Raw genomic sequence first — 15,507 nt, forward strand, 5'->3', positions numbered from 1 at the left:
GCGCATGGCGATAGGTCCTCACTCAGGGTGTCCGCGCCCTGGTTCGAAGAGCACGGCGGCGAGAGTTCCTGGCTCCCGGGGATCCTGTCCCCGGTCACAGTGGCGGGACCGCGCCGGATTCGCACCGGGCTTCCTCTTCTGCCGCCGTAGATGGCCCCGGAAGTCCACCACGGCCCGCGAACACCCGTCAACCTGGCGTTGACCTGCGACGGGGGAGTGTGCGAAGGCCCACACCCGAGTGGTGTGCGCCGGCACGCGAAGAGGCGGGGCGCGGAACGGTTCGAGTCCGTCCCGCACCCCGCCCCGGGGGCGTGCGCCCGTGAGACGGGCGACGCTCAGGCGACGATCAGATAGATCCCGTACGCCACCGCCGCCGTGCAGGCCGCGAAGCACGCGTAGGCGCCGGTGACCGCGAGGGTCGCGGAGCCGCCCCGGGCGGTGGCCCGCTCCTGGCGGGAGAGGCCGACGATGCCGAGGGTGAACAGGCCCACCAGGGCCACCGTGACCACGAGGCTGACGCCGAAGACGGAGCCGAGGGCTGCCCAGTCGATGCTCATGGAGGTTCGCTTCCTTCGTACCCGGCAGGCGGGTTCAGACGGTGGTGGCGGCCGACGGGGCCTTGGGGTCGGGGGCGGCGGCCGGGGACGGGACGGTGGCCGCCAGTTCCTCGGTCGCGCCCGTCGGGGGCGGCGACACGGCGGCCATCGCCGTGGTGACCACACCGGCGGGCTCGGGCTGCCCCGGCCCCTCGGTGTCCACCGGGCCGCCGTCGACGACGTTGGTGTGGTCGACGACCTCGCGGCGGGAGATCCGCCAGATCGCGAAGCTGGAGGCGATCAGGAACACCGCGACGAGGGCGGTGCCCCAGTCGCCGGCGCGGCAGACCCATTCGGCGAGCGCGGCGACCAGGGCCGCGGCGGGCAGCGTCAGGCCCCAGGCGACGAACATCCGGGTGGCCGTGGACCAGCGGACCACGCCGCCCTTGCGGCCGAGGCCCGCGCCCATCACCGCACCGGAGACCGAGTGCGTGGTGGACAGCGAGAAGCCGAGGTGGGAGGAGGCCAGGATGACCGTGGCGGCGCTGGTCTGGGCGGCGAAGCCCTGCTGCGGCTGGAGGTCGGTCAGGCCCTTGCCCATGGTGCGGATGATGCGCCAGCCGCCCAGGTAGGTGCCGAGCGCGATGGCCAGACCCGCGCTGAGGATGACCCACACCGGCGGGTCGGAGTCGGGGGCGAGCGAGCCGCCGGCGATCAGGGCGAGGGTGATGATGCCCATGGTCTTCTGGGCGTCGTTGGTGCCGTGCGCCAGCGAGACCAGACCGGCGGAGGCGATCTGCCCGGCGCGGTAGCCCTTCGCGGCGGCCTTGCCGTCGGCCTTGCGGCCCAGCGAGTACGTCAACCGGGACGCGAGCAGCGCCGCGAGGCCGGCCACGATCGGGGCGGCGATCGCGGGCAGCAGCACCTTGGTGACGAGCACGTCGCCGTTGACCGCGCCGATGCCGGCCGAGGCGACGGCGGCACCGATCAGGCCGCCCATCAGGGCGTGCGAGGAGCTGGACGGGAGCCCGACCAGCCAGGTCAGGAGGTTCCAGAGGATCGCGCCGACCAGGGCGGCGAAGATGACCTCGGGACGGATGCCGGTCTCGTCGACGAGACCCTTGGAGATCGTGTTGGCGACCTCCACGGAGAGGAAGGCGCCTACAAGGTTGAGGACGGCGGACATCGCCACCGCCACCTTGGGCTTGAGCGCACCGGTCGAAATGGTCGTCGCCATCGCGTTCGCGGTGTCGTGGAAACCGTTCGTGAAATCAAACGCGAGTGCGGTTACCACCACAATCGCGAGGATCAGCGAGAAGCTTTCCATTTACCCAGGCAATCGTTCGAGGTCGTTGGCGCGACGAACGTAGGTAACCAGGGTGAACGGAAGATGAACTGGGCAGGGCGTCACGGTGACCGGAAGCGGTGTCACGGCCTCCCTCTGCGTGCCCGCCCCGCTGCTCTCCGGAGACGTCCCTGGCAGGATCACCGCGAGGGCGTTCGGCGACGGGACGTGAGGGGCGCGCGGGCGCCCGGGAGGAGACGGTGACTGTGACGCGATCGCGCGAGGAAGACGCCTGGGCGGAACTCGTCGCGGCGGCCCGCCGGACGGTCTCGGACGGGCTGGTGGTCGGCACCTCCGGCAACGTGTCGGTGCGCGTCGGCGACACGGTCCTGGTCACCCCGTCGGGCGTCCCCTACGACCGGCTCACTCCGGACCACGCGACCGGCGTCGACCTGGACGGACGGCAGGTGCTCGGCACCCTCGTCCCCACCAGCGAACTGCCCATGCACCTCGCCGTGTACCGCGCCGACCCCGGCGCCCGGGCCGTCGTCCACACCCACGCCGTGCACGCGACGGCGGTCTCGCTGCTCGTCCCCGAACTCCCGCCGGTGCACTACATGACCGCCGCCCTCGGCGGCCCCGTCCGGGTCGCCCCCTACGCGGCCTACGGCACCGCCGAACTCGCCCGCGGCATGCTCGAAGCCCTCGCCGACCGCACCGGCTGCCTGCTCCGCAACCACGGCACGATCACCTACGGCACCTCCCTCGACCAGGCCTACGACCGCACCGCCCAGCTCGAGTGGATGTGCCGCCTGTGGCTGACCGCGTCCTCGGTGCCGGGCCACTCGCCGTCCCTGCTGACGCCGGCCCAGCTCGCCGAGGTGACCGAACGCCTCCGGGGGTACGGGCAGCGAAGCTGACGCGCGGTGCGTGCCGGGCGGCTGCGCGGGTACCGGCTACGGGAACGAAGACCCCCGTCACCCACTGTCACGCGTCCACTGGCCGCCCGAGGACTCCACCAGGAGACTGGCCCCATGCGCACTGTCACCGCAACGGCAGCCGCCGTCACCGCAGCACTGGCGACCGGGGTGGCGAGCGTCGCCGCCGGCCGGCTCGCCAGCGACGCCGCGCTCAAGGCGCCCCCCGGCCGGCCGCTGCCCACCGAGCCACGGCTCACCGTGCACGGGACCGCCGCCGGGCAGATCACCCTCACCCGGCACCTGGCCGCCCTGCGCCCCGGCCGGTACGGGCTCGCCGGCGACGGCTCCCACGCCGTCCTCGGCCCCGTCCTGGACACCGCCGAGCACGGCGCCGACACCGTCGTACGCCGCCTCGAACGCGTCACGCACGGCACCCTCGCGACCGGCGACCGGGCCTGGTTCACCCCCAACCTGTACGTCGGGAACCCGGGCACGGCCCTCGACCTCGAGTACGCCGACGTCGAGGTCCCGGGGGAACTGGGGCCGCTCCCGGCCTGGTTCCTGCCCGGGGCCCGGCCGACCTGGATCGTCGCCGTGCACGGCCTGGCCGCCACCCGCGAACACGCGCTGAACCTGATCGCCCCCCTGCACCGCCGCAACGTCCCGGTGCTCGCCCTCGCCTACCGCGGCGACGTCGGCGCACCGCCCTCGCCCGACGGCCTGCACCACTTCGGCGAGACCGAATGGCGCGACCTGGACGCGGCCGTCCGCTACGCCCTCGACCACGGCGCCCGCCAGGTCGTCCTGCTCGGCTGGTCCACCGGCGCCACCATGGCGCTGCGCACCGCCGCGCTCTCGGGCGTGCGCGACCGGATCGCGGGGCTCGTCCTGGACTCCCCTGTGCTCAGCTGGGAGACCACCCTGCGCGCCCTGGCCGCCGCCCGCCGCACCCCCGGCGCACTCCTGCCGCTCGCCGTCCGGGCCGCGCAGGGCCGCGCCGGGCTGCACGCCGACCGGGACACCGGTACGGCGGGTCTGCACCGCCCGGCCGTGCCCACCCTGATCTTCCACGGCCCCGGCGACGAAGTGGCCCCCTGGCGCCTCTCCCGCCGCCTCGCCGACACGCACCCGCGCCTGGTCGCCCTCCACACCGTCCGGGACGCCCCGCACGGCGCCATGTGGAACGCCGACCCCGCGGACTACGAGGAGACCCTCCGCCGCTTCATGACCCCACTGGTATGACCCCCCGCCACGCCCCCTCCGCGCGACCCCCGACGGCCCCACGCCACGCCGCCTCCGCGCGACCCCCGACGGCCCCACGCCCCCTCAGCGCCACAGCCGCCGGCTCCACGCCCCACCCACCGTTCCCGCCCGTTCCCGCGCGCGTCGCTCCGGTTCCGTTCAGCGCCGTACCACTGGCCTGATCCGATGCCCGGACGCTGCGCCGGGCCCCCGCGTCCGCCGTCCCGGGAGGCCGCCGGGGCATTCCGTTTGGGTTTTCGGACCGTCAACCGGAAGACTGCACCCGTGACGTCCCGTATCCCGCGCGACTCCAGGCTTCGACTCGTCCGCCCGCGACCCCTGGCCGCCGCCCCCCAAGCGATGAATCAGCGGCGTCCGCGCCGCCCCGCGCCGCGCCCCCCGGAAGGCACACCGGCCCGCTCGGAGCTGGCCGGAATGGCGCGCTCCGGTCTTGCCGACGCGGCCCGTGTCGCCCGCTGGGCCGACTCCGCGCTCGGCCCCGGCCGCGGCAGCGCGACCGCCGACGGCAAGGCCACCCTGTCCGACGCCACCGCCGACCACGCGGCCCGCGAGCTGGGCCTGCCCGTGGCCAAGGTCCGCGCCGACTGGGACACCGCCCGTCTCGCCGGACTGGTCGAGGTGCACGGCGACACCGCCCGCCCCGGCTGGCGGCTGCGCGCCTGGAACCGCGACGACAGCGCCGTGCTGCGTGGCTGGGTCGCCCTGTTCGACGCCTGGTCGCTCGCCCACCCCGAGCCCGCCGGACAGGAGCCCGGCGCGGTCGCCGAGGTCGTCTCCGCGATGCCCCAGGTGCTCTCCTTCCTCCAGCTGTCCGCCGGACCCGTCCCCGTGGCACAGCTCCTGGACCTGCTGGAGCAGCGCGTCACCGAACTGCGCACCGAACGCTGCGAGGTGCCCTACGGTCCCCGGCTCGAACCCGGCACCCCGGGCGCCGAGCCGGACCCGGCCCCGGCCACCGACACCCCGCTCGCCCCCCTCCTGGACTGGGCCCTGCACGCCCTCGCCTCCGTCGGCGCCCTCACCTGCGGCGACGGACACGCCACGCTCACCCCGCTCGGCAGCTGGGCGGTCTGGGTCAAGCTGGAGCAGATCTGCGTCGCCGCGCAGAGCCCGGCCGGCAACATCGAGCAGTCGGCCGAGGGCATGCTCCGCGGCTGCGCACAGCTCCGCCCCAACGCCGCCCGCGCCGAGTACCGCGCCTGGCTCGCCGCCCGCCCCGTCGGCAGCGCCGTCGCCGAGCTGCTCGAGGCCGCCCGCGGCGAGGACGCCCTGCTGCGCGGCCTCGCCTTCGAGGCGCTGCGCGTCGTCGGGGCCCCCGCCGAGCCCGACGTCCGCGGCGTCGTCGACGAGTCGACGCTCAGGCCCTACGCCCTGCTGTGGCTGGCCGAGCACGACGGCGCCGACCCCGAGGACGCCCACGAGGTCCTCACCCGCCGGGAGGCCACCTGGCTGTGGGTCGACACCGCGGCGGCCGTTGCCGACCACGGGGAGGCCCCGCTGCTGGTGCGGCACCTGGAGTCGGCCGTGCAGGCCACCGTCCCGGCGCTGCTCGACGAGGTCCGCGCGGTCGGCCACCCCCGCACCGTGCAGGTCCTGGTGGCGCTGGCCGCCGCGCACCCCGACCCCGCCCTGGCCAAGGCCGTACGCCGGGCGGCCTTCCAGGTCCACACCGGGGGCAGCTGACCGGCCGGCCCCGACGGGCGAACCGCCGGAGGCTACCCGCGTACCTCCGGCGCGTACGTCCCGAAGCTCCAGACGTTGCCCTCCAGGTCGCGGGCCATGTAGTCCCGCGAGCCGTAGTCCTGGTCGGTCGGGGGCATCAGGATCTCCGCGCCGTGCTCCACCGCCCGCCGGTGATGGGCGTCGACGTCCGCCACCACGACGTACACCCCCGTGGGGCCGCCGCCCTTCATCGCCTCGTCGAAGCGGCTGCCGCTGCCCTTCGAGCCGAGCATGACCGCGCCGTTGCCCTGGGCCAGCTCGGCGTGGGCCACCGAGCCGTCCTCGCCCTCGTACACCGCGAGTTCGGTGAAGCCGAAGGCCTCGGTGAGCTGCCGGATCGCCGCCCTGGCGTCCGCGTACCGGAGTGTCGGGCAGATGCTGGGGCTGCCACCCGCGTTGCCTGTCATGCCGATCACTTCCCTGTGAGCCGGTGGTCCGTCCTGACTGGCCGGGTCCATGGCCCGAAGGCCGGTTTGGACTCGTTCGCCCAGTCTTGCACCGGCCACTGACAACGCTCGCGGGGAAAACCGGTTGCACCGCCCCGTTAGACTGGCCCTCATGGCCATTCTCCTCGTGCATTAGAGCGGCGGGAACCTCCACAGCCGCCCATCCCCGCCAACCACCCGCCCAGGAGTCTGACCGTGATCTCCGCCTCCGGCATCGAGCTGCGCGCCGGTGCCCGTGTCCTCATCGAGAGCGCCACCTTCCGCGTCGCCAAGGGCGACCGCATCGGCCTGGTCGGCCGCAACGGCGCCGGCAAGACCACCCTCACCAAGGTCCTGGCCGGCGAGGGCCAGCCCGCCGCGGGTGCCGTCACCCGCTCCGGCGAGGTCGGCTACCTCCCGCAGGACCCGCGTACCGGCGACCTCGACGTGCTCGCCCGCGACCGCATCCTCTCCGCCCGCGGCCTGGACACCCTGATCCGCAAGATGCGCGACAACGAGCAGCGCATCGCCAACGGCCAGGGCGCCACCCGCGAGAAGGCGCTCAAGCAGTACGAGCGCCAGGAGACCGAGTTCCTCACCAAGGGCGGATACGCCGCCGAGGCCGAGGCCGCCACCATCGCCGCCGCGCTCAACCTGCCCGACCGGGTGCTCGGCCAGCCCCTGCACACGCTCTCCGGCGGTCAGCGCCGCCGTATCGAGCTGGCCAGGATCCTGTTCTCGGACGCCGACACCCTGCTGCTCGACGAGCCGACCAACCACCTCGACGCCGACTCGATCATCTGGCTGCGCGACTACCTGAAGACCTACCGCGGCGGCTTCATCGTGATCTCCCACGACGTCGACCTGGTCGAGACGGTCGTCAACAAGGTGTTCTACCTGGACGCCAACCGCTCCCAGATCGACGTCTACAACATGGGCTGGAAGCTCTACCAGCAGCAGCGCGAGGCCGACGAGAAGCGCCGCAAGCGCGAGCGCCAGAACGCCGAGAAGAAGGCGTCCGCGCTGCACTCGCAGGCCGACAAGATGCGCGCCAAGGCCACCAAGACCGTCGCCGCGCAGAACATGGCCCGCCGGGCCGACAAGCTGCTGGCAGGCCTGGAGGCCGAGCGGAAGTCCGACAAGGTCGCCAAGCTCCGCTTCCCCGAGCCTGCACCCTGCGGCAAGACCCCGCTGACCGCCGAGGGCCTGTCCAAGTCGTACGGCTCCCTGGAGATCTTCACCGACGTCGACCTGGCCATCGACAAGGGCTCCCGGGTCGTCATCCTCGGACTCAACGGCGCCGGCAAGACCACGCTGCTGCGCCTGCTCGGCGGCGTGGAGAAGCCCGACACCGGCGAGGTGGTCGAGGGGCACGGGCTCAAGCTCGGCTACTACGCGCAGGAGCACGAGACCCTCGACCCCGAGCGCACCGTCCTGGAGAACATGCGCTCGGCCAACCCCGACCTCGATCTCGTCGACGTCCGCAAGACGCTGGGTTCGTTCCTGTTCTCCGGCGACGACGTCGACAAGCCCGCCGGTGTCCTCTCCGGCGGCGAGAAGACCCGCCTCGCCCTGGCCACCCTCGTGGTCTCCTCGGCGAACGTGCTGCTCCTCGACGAGCCCACCAACAACCTCGACCCGGCCAGCCGCGAGGAGATCCTCGGCGCGCTGCGCACCTACAAGGGCGCCGTCGTCCTCGTCACCCACGACGAGGGCGCCGTCGAGGCGCTCCAGCCGGAACGGATCATTCTGCTTCCGGACGGCGTCGAGGACCTGTGGGGCGCCGACTACGCGGATCTCGTCGCCCTCGCTTGATCGAATGGATGATCCACTGGTGATGGATCATTCGGCCGATCCGTGATCCGCCATCTGTGTGAGATCTCCTCATCAAGAGGTGTGTCCTACATCGAATTCACGGCCGGACCCCCATCCACCGGGGGTCCGGCTGTGGCGCCTTTCTGACCTGGAATTTCGCGGAGAAACTCGTTCGGCGGAACGGTCCCGTTTCTCTGGAATCAGGGATTCCGTATGTGGGGACACGCTCCTGTCGTCACAACCTTGTCTCATCAGCCTTGCCGAATGGGTGGCCATGAGCGCCTGGAGGGGTGATCATGAGGAGAACCAGAGCGCACTTCCCATGAGGAGGCACGGGTGGCCGAGACTCTGAAGAAGGGCAGCCGGGTTACCGGCGCCGCGCGCGACAAGCTCGCGGCAGACCTGAAGAAGAAGTACGACGCCGGTGCGAGCATCCGGGCGTTGGCCGAGGAAACCGGCCGCTCGTATGGCTTTGTGCACCGCATGCTCAGCGAGTCGGGCGTCACGCTCCGAGGGCGTGGCGGGGCTACCCGGGGCAAGAAGGCCACTTCGGCCTGACGTCCCGGGCGGCCCCCGACTCCGAAAGTGACGGTGGCCACCCGGTCGGTCGTCCGACCGTCCGGGTGGTTACTGTGCAGTCACTTAGCCCTGCCGTCGCACGGCGCACCGTCCGGCGCGCGGCGGGGACGACGACCGCACCTTTCGGAGGCGCCCCATGGCTTCGCCCGCCCACGACCCCGGTCCCGCACTCGACCAGGACGGCGTGCGGCTCACCGTCGACGACGCGATCGCCACGGTGACGCTGACCAACCCGGCCAAGCGCAACGCGCAGAGCCCCGCTCTGTGGCGGGCGCTCGCCGAGGCCGGCCGGCTGCTGCCGGGCTCCGTCCGCGCCGTGGTGCTGCGGGCCGAGGGCAAGTCCTTCTCGGCCGGGCTCGACCGGCAGGCGTTCACGCCCGAGGGCTTCGACGGCGAACCGTCGTTCATCGACCTGGCGCGGGGCGGCGACGCCGAGCTGGACGCGGCCATCGCCGAGTACCAGGAGGCGTTCACCTGGTGGCGGCGCAGCGACCTCGTGTCGGTCGCCGCCGTGCAGGGGCACGCCATCGGGGCCGGTTTCCAGCTGGCCCTCGCCTGCGACCTGCGGGTCGTCGCGGACGACGTGCAGTTCGCCATGCGTGAGACCAGCCTGGGCCTGGTGCCGGACCTGACGGGCACGCATCCCCTGGTGTCCCTGGTCGGGTACGCCCGCGCGCTGGAGATCTGCGCCACCGGGCGCTTCGTCGCGGCCGAGGAGGCCGTGAGCACCGGCCTGGCCAACCTCGCCGTGCCCGCGGACCAGCTCGACCCCGCCGTGCACGACCTGCTGTCCGCGATCCTGGCCGCACCGCGCGACGCGGTCGTCGAGACCAAGGCGCTGCTCCAGGGCGCCCGGACGCGGGACTACGAGGCCCAGCGCACCGCCGAACGGGCCGCGCAGGGACGCCGGCTGCGCGACCTGGCGGGCCTCGGGGAGTAGGGGCGCCGAGGCGCGGCTTCTCAGCCGACGTCCGTCCGTGTCACCACCACCGCCACCGACGGACGGTCCGCCACCGCCTCGGACACCGCCGCGCGGACCCGCCGGGCCACCTCGACGGCCCGGTGGTCCGCCCGCACCGCCAGCTCCACCCGGACGTGGCGGCGCGGCAGGGCACCCTCCTGCGGTGGCGGCTCGGTGAGGTGCACCGGACGGCCCAGTACGCCCGTCAGCCGCACCACGCCCGGCACCGCCAGCGCGGCCCGGGCGACGCGCCCCTCGTCCCCGCTCGCTTCGCTTCCGCCGTCGCCGTCGGTTTCGGTGTCGGCCATGCCGGCCGCGTCGGCCGTGTCGACGGGTCCCGGCTCGGGCCCGGCCTCCGGACCCGCCTCCGGCGTTTCGTCGAGCAGGCCGGTCACCCGCAGGTCCACGTCCACCGCCACGAGACCGAGCCGCGCGGCCGCCGCCTCCGCCAGCGCGGCCCGCAGGCGCGCGGCCGTCGCCGGCAGGGGCTCCGCGGCCGCCGCCGTCTGCCCCACGACCGCCGCGAAGTCGGCCGTCACCCGCAGCGGACCGGGCGGCAGCGCACCCGGCGGAAGCGGTACGGCGGGCTCGCGCACGTCGTCCGGGTCCGCGAGCCCGACCCGCAGGTCACCCGGACGCACCCCCGCCACTCCCCGGGCCGCCGCCAGCAGCACCTCCCGTGCCGCCCGCTCGGCGATCCAGGCACCGTCCCCCGGGCCGCCCAGGGGCAGCAGCCTGCCGAGACCCAACTGCTCCCGCACCGCCCGAGTCCACCGGTCTGCCGTAGTCATTGCCCCAGCCTGCCGCATCCGTGGCGCGAGTCGCCGCAACCCCGCCTAACGTGGGCAGAGGACTACGACCGGAAGGGACGTACGGCGATGAGCGACATGGAGAGCCACCGGAGCGGGCAGGACACGATCGAGACCCCCGGTACGGCCAAGGGCCAGACGATTCGGCGCGGCGGCGGAGACCCCGGCACCCGGGGACGCACCACCATCGCCGACGGTGTCGTCGAGAAGATCACCGGAATGGCGGCACGCGACGTCTCCGGTGTGCACGCGATGGGCAGCGGGATGTCGCGCACCTTCGGCGCCGTGCGCGACCGGGTGCCCGGCGGGACCAAGTCCGGCGTGACGCGCGGGGTGAAGGCCGAGGTCGGCGAGAAGCAGACCGCCCTCGATCTGGAGATCGTCGTCGAGTACGGCGTGTCGATCGCGGACGTGGCGCGGGACGTGCGGGAGAACGTGGTGGCGGCGGTGGAGCGGATGACCGGTCTGGAGGTCGTCGAGGTCAACATCGCGGTGAGCGACGTGAAGCTGCCCGACGAGGAGGACGAGGAACCGGAGCCCCGGATCAGGTGACACGGACGCTGACGGAACGCTGACTGAACGGTGAGTGAATCGGTGAATGAGGGGAGCGCACCATGAGCATGGCGGTGGTCGGCATGATCGCCGGCATGGCACTGGGCTTCGCCGGATACTTCGGCGGGTTCGGTGCCTTCCTGCTGGTGGCGGCCCTGGGGGCCGTCGGGTTCGTCGTCGGCCGCTTCGTGGAGGGGGACATGGACCTCGGTGACTTCTTCCGTACCCGCGACGACCGGCGGCGGTGACCGGCGTGAGCGATGGGGCCGGTGAGCTCCTCGAACCCCTGGCCCGCGTGGCACCGGGCGAGCGCGGCGCCACGCGGATCGCCGACCGGGTCGTCGCCAAGGTCGCCGCCCGGGCGGCGCGCGAGGCGCTCGGCCCGCTCCACCCGGACGCCGCACGGCCGTACGCGACCGTCGACGTCCACCACGACACCGCACACGTCCGGGTCCACCTCGAACTCGACTACCCCTGCGACATCGGCGCCCGCTGCGGCCAGGTGCGTCACCAAGTCGTCCAGCGGGTACGTGCGTTGGTGGGCATGGCGGTGCCGGAGGTCGCCGTCCAGGTGGAGCGGCTCCACCTGGCGGCTCAGTACGGCGCGAGGCACGGGAGGACGCGATGAGCGAGCCGCAGGGCTCCGGGACGGGAGAAGGCAGCACCCAGCGCCTGCCCGTCGTGGAACGCGACACCCACCCGGGTGCGGCACCGTCGCCGGACCGGCACGAGCCCGGCCCCCCGGACGCGTCCGGGAACGGACGGGCGGGCCGGTTCTGGTCCGTGCGCCGCGTCCCCGCCGGTCTCGTCGCGCTGCTGCTCCTGCTCCTCGCCGGGGCCTTCCTCTACGACGTCGTCGCCGTGCGCGCCGGCCGGTCCGCGCTCGGCTGGCGCCGCGACCTGGCCCGGCAACTCGCCGAACGGCCCGTCGACGACACCTGGGTGCTGGTCGGCGCGGGCGTCGCCGCGGCCCTCGGCCTCTGGCTGCTCGTGCTGGCCCTCACCCCCGGACTGCGCCGGGTGCTGCCGATGCGGCGCACGCACCCGGACGTACGCGCCGGGCTGCACCGGGACGCCGCCGCCACGGTGCTGCGCGACCGGGCCATGGAGGTCTCCGGGGTGCAGTCGGCGCGGGTGCGGATGCGCCGCCGCCGGGCCCGGGTACGGGCGCTGTCGCACTTCCGGGAGCTGGACGACGTACGGGCCGACCTGGACGGTGTGCTCGACGACGCGGTGCGCGGCCTCGGCCTGGCCCGGCCGCCCGCCGTGTCGCTGCGGGTGGCGCGCCCCGGACGGAAAGGGTGAACACGGTGCTCAGGACGGTGAACCGGGTACTGACCGCACTGGCGGGCCTGGTCCTGCTGGCCCTCGGCGGCGCGGTGCTGGCCGTGGGCTTCGACGCCCCCGCACCCTCCTGGTGGGTCCACCAGGGGCCGCACGACGTGCTGCTGAGCAACGCCGAACGGACCCGGTGGCGGGAGGCCGGCTGGTGGTGGCCGGTCGTCATCGCCGCGCTCGCGGTCCTGCTGCTGCTCGCCCTGTGGTGGCTGGTCGCGGTGGTACGCCGCCGCAGGCTCACCGAGGTCCTCGTCGACACCGGGGACGGCGAGGGCGCCACGCTGCGCGGCAGGGCGCTGGAGGACGTAGTCGCCGGTGAGGCGGACCGCGTGGACGGGGTCGAACGGGCAGGCGTCCGGCTCACCGGCCGCCGCGACGCCCCGGCGGCCCGCGTCCGGCTGCTCCTGGCTCCCCACGTGGACCCGGGCACGGCCCTGCACGACCTCACCACCCGGGCCCTGGCCCACGCCCGCGACTCGGCGAACCTCGCCTCCCTCCCGGCGGAGGTCCAGCTCCGCGGCGTCAAGCACGGGGCCGAACGGGTCAACTGAGGCAGCTGCCGCCCCGGGCACACCACGATCAGGGCTCGGGCCGGGTCACGGCGACCGTCGCGGGTTCCGTGCCGTACCGCCGTCCCGGGATCCGCGCCGCTACCGCCGTCGCCGCAAGCCCGTGCTGCTCGGGGTCCCGCGGTGGTCCGCAGCACGGAGCCCGGCCCGGCCGGTTCCTCAGAACCCGTGCCGCACGCCGCCGTCCACCGGCAGCATCACGCCCGTGATGTACGACGCCGCGGGGGAGAGCAGGAACGCCGACGCGCGGCCGAACTCCTCCGGGGCGCCGTAGCGGCGCAGCGGGATGCGGGACTCGGCGGCCGCCCTGGTCGCCTCCGGGTCGGCCGACAGCCCGTCCAGCTCGCGCACCCGGTCGGTGTCGACGCGCCCCGGCAGCAGGCCGACGACGCGGATGCCGCGCGGGCCCAGCTCGTCGGCGAGGGACTTGGCGAACCCCGCGAGCCCGGGGCGCAGGCCGTTGGAGATGGTCAGGCCGGGGATCGGCTCGTGCACCGAGCCCGACAGCACGAACCCGATCACCCCGCCGTCCGACAGCTCGGCCGCCGCCGCCCGGGCCAGCCGCACCGCGCCGAGGAACACCGACTCGAACGCCGACTGCCACTGCTCGTCCGTGGTGTCGGCGACGAACCCGGGCGGCGGCCCGCCCACGCTGATCAGCACGCCGTCGAAACGGCCGAAGCGCTCACGCGCGGTGGCGATCAGCCGCCCGGCGGCCTCCGGGTCGGCGTTGTCCGCGGCGACCCCGACCACCTCCGGGCCCAGCGCCGAGGCCGCCTCCGCGACGCTCTTCTCGTCCCGCCCCGTGACGACCACCTTCGCCCCGTCGGCGACCAGCTCGCGCGCGGCGGCGTTGCCCAGGCCCCGGGTGGCACCCGTGACGACGTACACCCGGTCCTTCAGTCCAAGATCCATGGCCCCTATCCTGCCCCCTCGCCCCCGAACAGGGCGAGGGCCGTGTTCACCAGGCCGACGTGGCTGAAGGCCTGCGGGAAGTTGCCCAGCTGGTGTCCGGCCACCGGGTCGTACTCCTCGGCCAGCAGCCCCACGTCGTTGGCGAGCCCCACCAGCCGCTCGAACAGCTCCCGGGCCTCCTTCGTCCGGCCCGTCGCGTGCAGGGCGTCCGCGTACCAGAACGAGCACACCAGGAACGTCCCCTCGCCGCCCGGCAGGCCGTCGACCTGGCGGCCCTCGGTGCTGTAGCGGCGGACCAGGCCGTCCCGGGTCAGCTCCGCGCCGATCGCGTCGACCGTGCCGATCACCCGCGGGTCGTCCGGCGGCAGGAAGCCCACGCGCGGGACGAGCAGCAGCGAGGCGTCCAGCTCCCGCGAGCCGTAGTACTGGGTGAAGGTGTTGCGCACCGGGTCGTAGCCCTTCTCGCACACCTCGCGGTGCACCTCGTCGCGCAGCGCCCGCCAGCCGTCGAGGTCACCGCCGCCCAGTTCGGGATGGTGCTCCAGCGTGCGCACCGCCCGGTCCAGGGCCACCCACGTCATCACCTTCGAGTGCACGAACTGCCGCCGCCCGCCCCGCACCTCCCACAGCCCCTCGTCCGGCTCCCGCCACACCGTGGCCAGGAAGTCCATCAGGGCGCACTGCAACTCCCACATCTGCGGCCGGGGGCGCATCCCCGCCAGCCGGGCCAGCGACAGGGAGTCCATGACCTCGCCGTACACGTCCAGCTGGAGCTGGTTCACCGCGTCGTTGCCGATGCGCACGGGTGCGGAACCGGCGAAGCCGGACAGCCACGGCAGCTCGGACTCGGGCAGCCGCCGCTCGCCCGCGACGCCGTACATGATCTGCAGGTCCGCCGGGTTGCCCGCGACCGCGCGCAGCAGCCAGTCGCGCCAGGCCTCCGCCTCCTCCAGGTAGCCCGCCGACAGCAGGGCGCCCAGGGTGAGCGTGGAGTCGCGCAGCCAGCAGAAGCGGTAGTCCCAGTTGCGCACGCCGCCCGGCTCCTCGGGCAACGAGGTGGTGGGGGCGGCCACGATGCCGCCGGTGGGCTTGTACGTGAGTGCCTTCAGCGTGATCAGGGAGCGGACCACGGCGTCCCGGTACGGGCCGTCGTAGCGGCAGCGTGCCGCCCACTCGCGCCAGTCCTCGACGCTGTGCTCCAGCGACATGTACGGGTCGATCAGCGGCGGCCGGGGCTCGTGCGAGGGGTGCCAGGTCAGCACGAACGCGACCTTGTCGCCCGCGGCGACGGTGAACTCGGCGTGCGTCCCGAAGTCCTGGCCCCAGCTGTGCACCTCGGGCTCGCTGCGCAGCCACGCCGAGTCGGGCCCGGCGACGGCCACCCGGTGCCCGTCGGCCCTGCGCACCCACGGCACGATCGAGCCGTGGTCGAAGCGCAGCCGCAGCACGCTGTGCACGGTGACCTCGCCGCTCAGGCCCTCCACGATGCGGACGAGGTCGGGAGCGCGGTCGCGCTGGGGCATCAGGTCGGTGACGCGGACCGCACCGTCCTCGGTCTCCCACTCGGTGTCCAGGACGAGGGTGTCCCGCCGGTAGGCACGCCGCGTGCAGCGCTCCGCACCCTTGGGGGCGATGCGCCAGTGGCCGTTCTCCTCGTCACCGAGCAGCTTGGCGAAGCAGGCGGCCGAGTCGAAGCGGGGCAGGCAGAGCCAGTCCACGGAGCCGTCCGTGGAGACCAGGGCCGCGGTCTGCTGGTCGCCGATGAGCGCGTAGTCCTCGATGTGGGGGTGCACGGGTTGACCTCTTCCCGGCCGGAGC

General features: G+C 73.9%; 17 protein-coding genes and 1 riboswitch. Of the genes, 11 read left to right on the top strand and 6 right to left on the bottom strand.

The window, feature by feature from the left end:
- Positions 1 to 43: 43 nt before the first annotated feature.
- Positions 44 to 184, bottom strand: a riboswitch (cobalamin riboswitch).
- Positions 185 to 335: 151 nt separating this feature from the next.
- Positions 336 to 557, bottom strand: coding sequence for a hypothetical protein (locus Sru02f_RS09770; protein ID WP_109032029.1), 222 nt, complete (start codon positions 555 to 557; stop codon positions 336 to 338).
- Positions 558 to 591: 34 nt separating this feature from the next.
- Positions 592 to 1,863, bottom strand: coding sequence for a low-affinity phosphate transporter PitH (gene pitH, locus Sru02f_RS09775; protein WP_109032030.1), 1,272 nt, complete (start codon positions 1,861 to 1,863; stop codon positions 592 to 594).
- A 218-nt stretch (positions 1,864 to 2,081) separates the two neighbouring features.
- Here pitH and Sru02f_RS09780 point away from each other — a divergent pair, with 218 nt between their 5' ends.
- The 3 genes from Sru02f_RS09780 (at position 2,082) to Sru02f_RS09790 (ending at position 5,687) form a co-directional block, all read left to right on the top strand.
- Entirely contained in the window at positions 2,082 to 2,741 is a 660-nt protein-coding gene (locus Sru02f_RS09780; protein ID WP_109032031.1) for a class II aldolase/adducin family protein, read from the top strand.
- A gap of 114 nt (positions 2,742 to 2,855) precedes the next feature.
- Complete coding sequence (locus Sru02f_RS09785; protein WP_109032032.1) at positions 2,856 to 3,983, top strand: alpha/beta hydrolase family protein; 1,128 nt, start codon at positions 2,856 to 2,858, stop codon at positions 3,981 to 3,983.
- Positions 3,984 to 4,268: 285 nt separating this feature from the next.
- On the top strand, positions 4,269 to 5,687 hold the full coding sequence (locus Sru02f_RS09790; protein WP_167469531.1) for a hypothetical protein: 1,419 nt from the start codon (positions 4,269 to 4,271) through the stop codon (positions 5,685 to 5,687).
- Positions 5,688 to 5,719: 32 nt separating this feature from the next.
- Here the strand turns inward: Sru02f_RS09790 and Sru02f_RS09795 are convergent, their stop codons facing one another.
- Positions 5,720 to 6,133, bottom strand: a complete 414-nt coding sequence (locus Sru02f_RS09795; protein WP_164278203.1) for a VOC family protein — start codon at positions 6,131 to 6,133, stop codon at positions 5,720 to 5,722.
- A gap of 234 nt (positions 6,134 to 6,367) precedes the next feature.
- On the opposite strand from Sru02f_RS09795, the gene Sru02f_RS09800 reads away from it, so the two are divergent.
- The 3 genes from Sru02f_RS09800 (at position 6,368) to Sru02f_RS09810 (ending at position 9,485) form a co-directional block, all read left to right on the top strand.
- Positions 6,368 to 7,966 (top strand): ABC-F family ATP-binding cassette domain-containing protein, encoded by a 1,599-nt coding sequence (locus tag Sru02f_RS09800; RefSeq protein WP_109032035.1) that lies wholly within the window; start codon positions 6,368 to 6,370, stop codon positions 7,964 to 7,966.
- Positions 7,967 to 8,302: 336 nt separating this feature from the next.
- Positions 8,303 to 8,524 (top strand): helix-turn-helix domain-containing protein, encoded by a 222-nt coding sequence (locus Sru02f_RS09805; RefSeq protein ID WP_003976983.1) that lies wholly within the window; start codon positions 8,303 to 8,305, stop codon positions 8,522 to 8,524.
- 157 nt (positions 8,525 to 8,681) lie between these two features.
- Positions 8,682 to 9,485 carry an enoyl-CoA hydratase/isomerase family protein gene (locus tag Sru02f_RS09810; protein ID WP_109032036.1) on the top strand — a complete coding sequence of 268 codons (804 nt, stop codon included), beginning with the start codon at positions 8,682 to 8,684 and terminating at the stop codon, positions 9,483 to 9,485.
- A 20-nt stretch (positions 9,486 to 9,505) separates the two neighbouring features.
- On the opposite strand, the gene Sru02f_RS09815 is transcribed toward Sru02f_RS09810, so the two are convergent.
- Positions 9,506 to 10,297 (bottom strand): nucleopolyhedrovirus P10 family protein, encoded by a 792-nt coding sequence (locus Sru02f_RS09815; protein ID WP_109032037.1) that lies wholly within the window; start codon positions 10,295 to 10,297, stop codon positions 9,506 to 9,508.
- Between the two features lie 87 nt (positions 10,298 to 10,384).
- On the opposite strand from Sru02f_RS09815, the gene Sru02f_RS09820 reads away from it, so the two are divergent.
- The 5 genes from Sru02f_RS09820 (at position 10,385) to amaP (ending at position 12,756) form a co-directional block, all read left to right on the top strand.
- Entirely contained in the window at positions 10,385 to 10,867 is a 483-nt protein-coding gene (locus Sru02f_RS09820; RefSeq protein WP_109032038.1) for an Asp23/Gls24 family envelope stress response protein, read from the top strand.
- Between the two features lie 62 nt (positions 10,868 to 10,929).
- Complete coding sequence (locus Sru02f_RS09825) at positions 10,930 to 11,115, top strand: hypothetical protein (RefSeq protein ID WP_109032039.1); 186 nt, start codon at positions 10,930 to 10,932, stop codon at positions 11,113 to 11,115.
- Entirely contained in the window at positions 11,112 to 11,495 is a 384-nt protein-coding gene (locus Sru02f_RS09830; protein ID WP_109032040.1) for a hypothetical protein, read from the top strand. The genes Sru02f_RS09825 and Sru02f_RS09830 overlap by 4 nt, the downstream gene beginning before the upstream one ends.
- Positions 11,492 to 12,172 (top strand): DUF6286 domain-containing protein, encoded by a 681-nt coding sequence (locus Sru02f_RS09835; RefSeq protein WP_109032041.1) that lies wholly within the window; start codon positions 11,492 to 11,494, stop codon positions 12,170 to 12,172. Before Sru02f_RS09830 ends, Sru02f_RS09835 begins: the two co-directional genes overlap by 4 nt.
- On the top strand, positions 12,169 to 12,756 hold the full coding sequence (gene amaP / locus Sru02f_RS09840) for an alkaline shock response membrane anchor protein AmaP (RefSeq protein WP_109032042.1): 588 nt from the start codon (positions 12,169 to 12,171) through the stop codon (positions 12,754 to 12,756). Before Sru02f_RS09835 ends, amaP begins: the two co-directional genes overlap by 4 nt.
- A 177-nt stretch (positions 12,757 to 12,933) precedes the next feature.
- Here the strand turns inward: amaP and Sru02f_RS09845 are convergent, their stop codons facing one another.
- The gene (locus tag Sru02f_RS09845; protein WP_109032043.1) at positions 12,934 to 13,689 is read right to left on the bottom strand and encodes an SDR family oxidoreductase; all 756 of its coding nucleotides are present in this window, start codon (positions 13,687 to 13,689) and stop codon (positions 12,934 to 12,936) included.
- Between the two features lie 5 nt (positions 13,690 to 13,694).
- Positions 13,695 to 15,482: a glycoside hydrolase family 15 protein gene (locus Sru02f_RS09850; protein ID WP_109032044.1), complete on the bottom strand. Its 1,788-nt coding sequence runs from the start codon at positions 15,480 to 15,482 to the stop codon at positions 13,695 to 13,697.
- Positions 15,483 to 15,507: the final 25 nt, after the last annotated feature.

The sequence above is a fragment of the Streptomyces rubrogriseus genome (assembly GCF_027947575.1).
In the GTDB taxonomy this organism is placed as follows: domain Bacteria; phylum Actinomycetota; class Actinomycetes; order Streptomycetales; family Streptomycetaceae; genus Streptomyces; species Streptomyces rubrogriseus.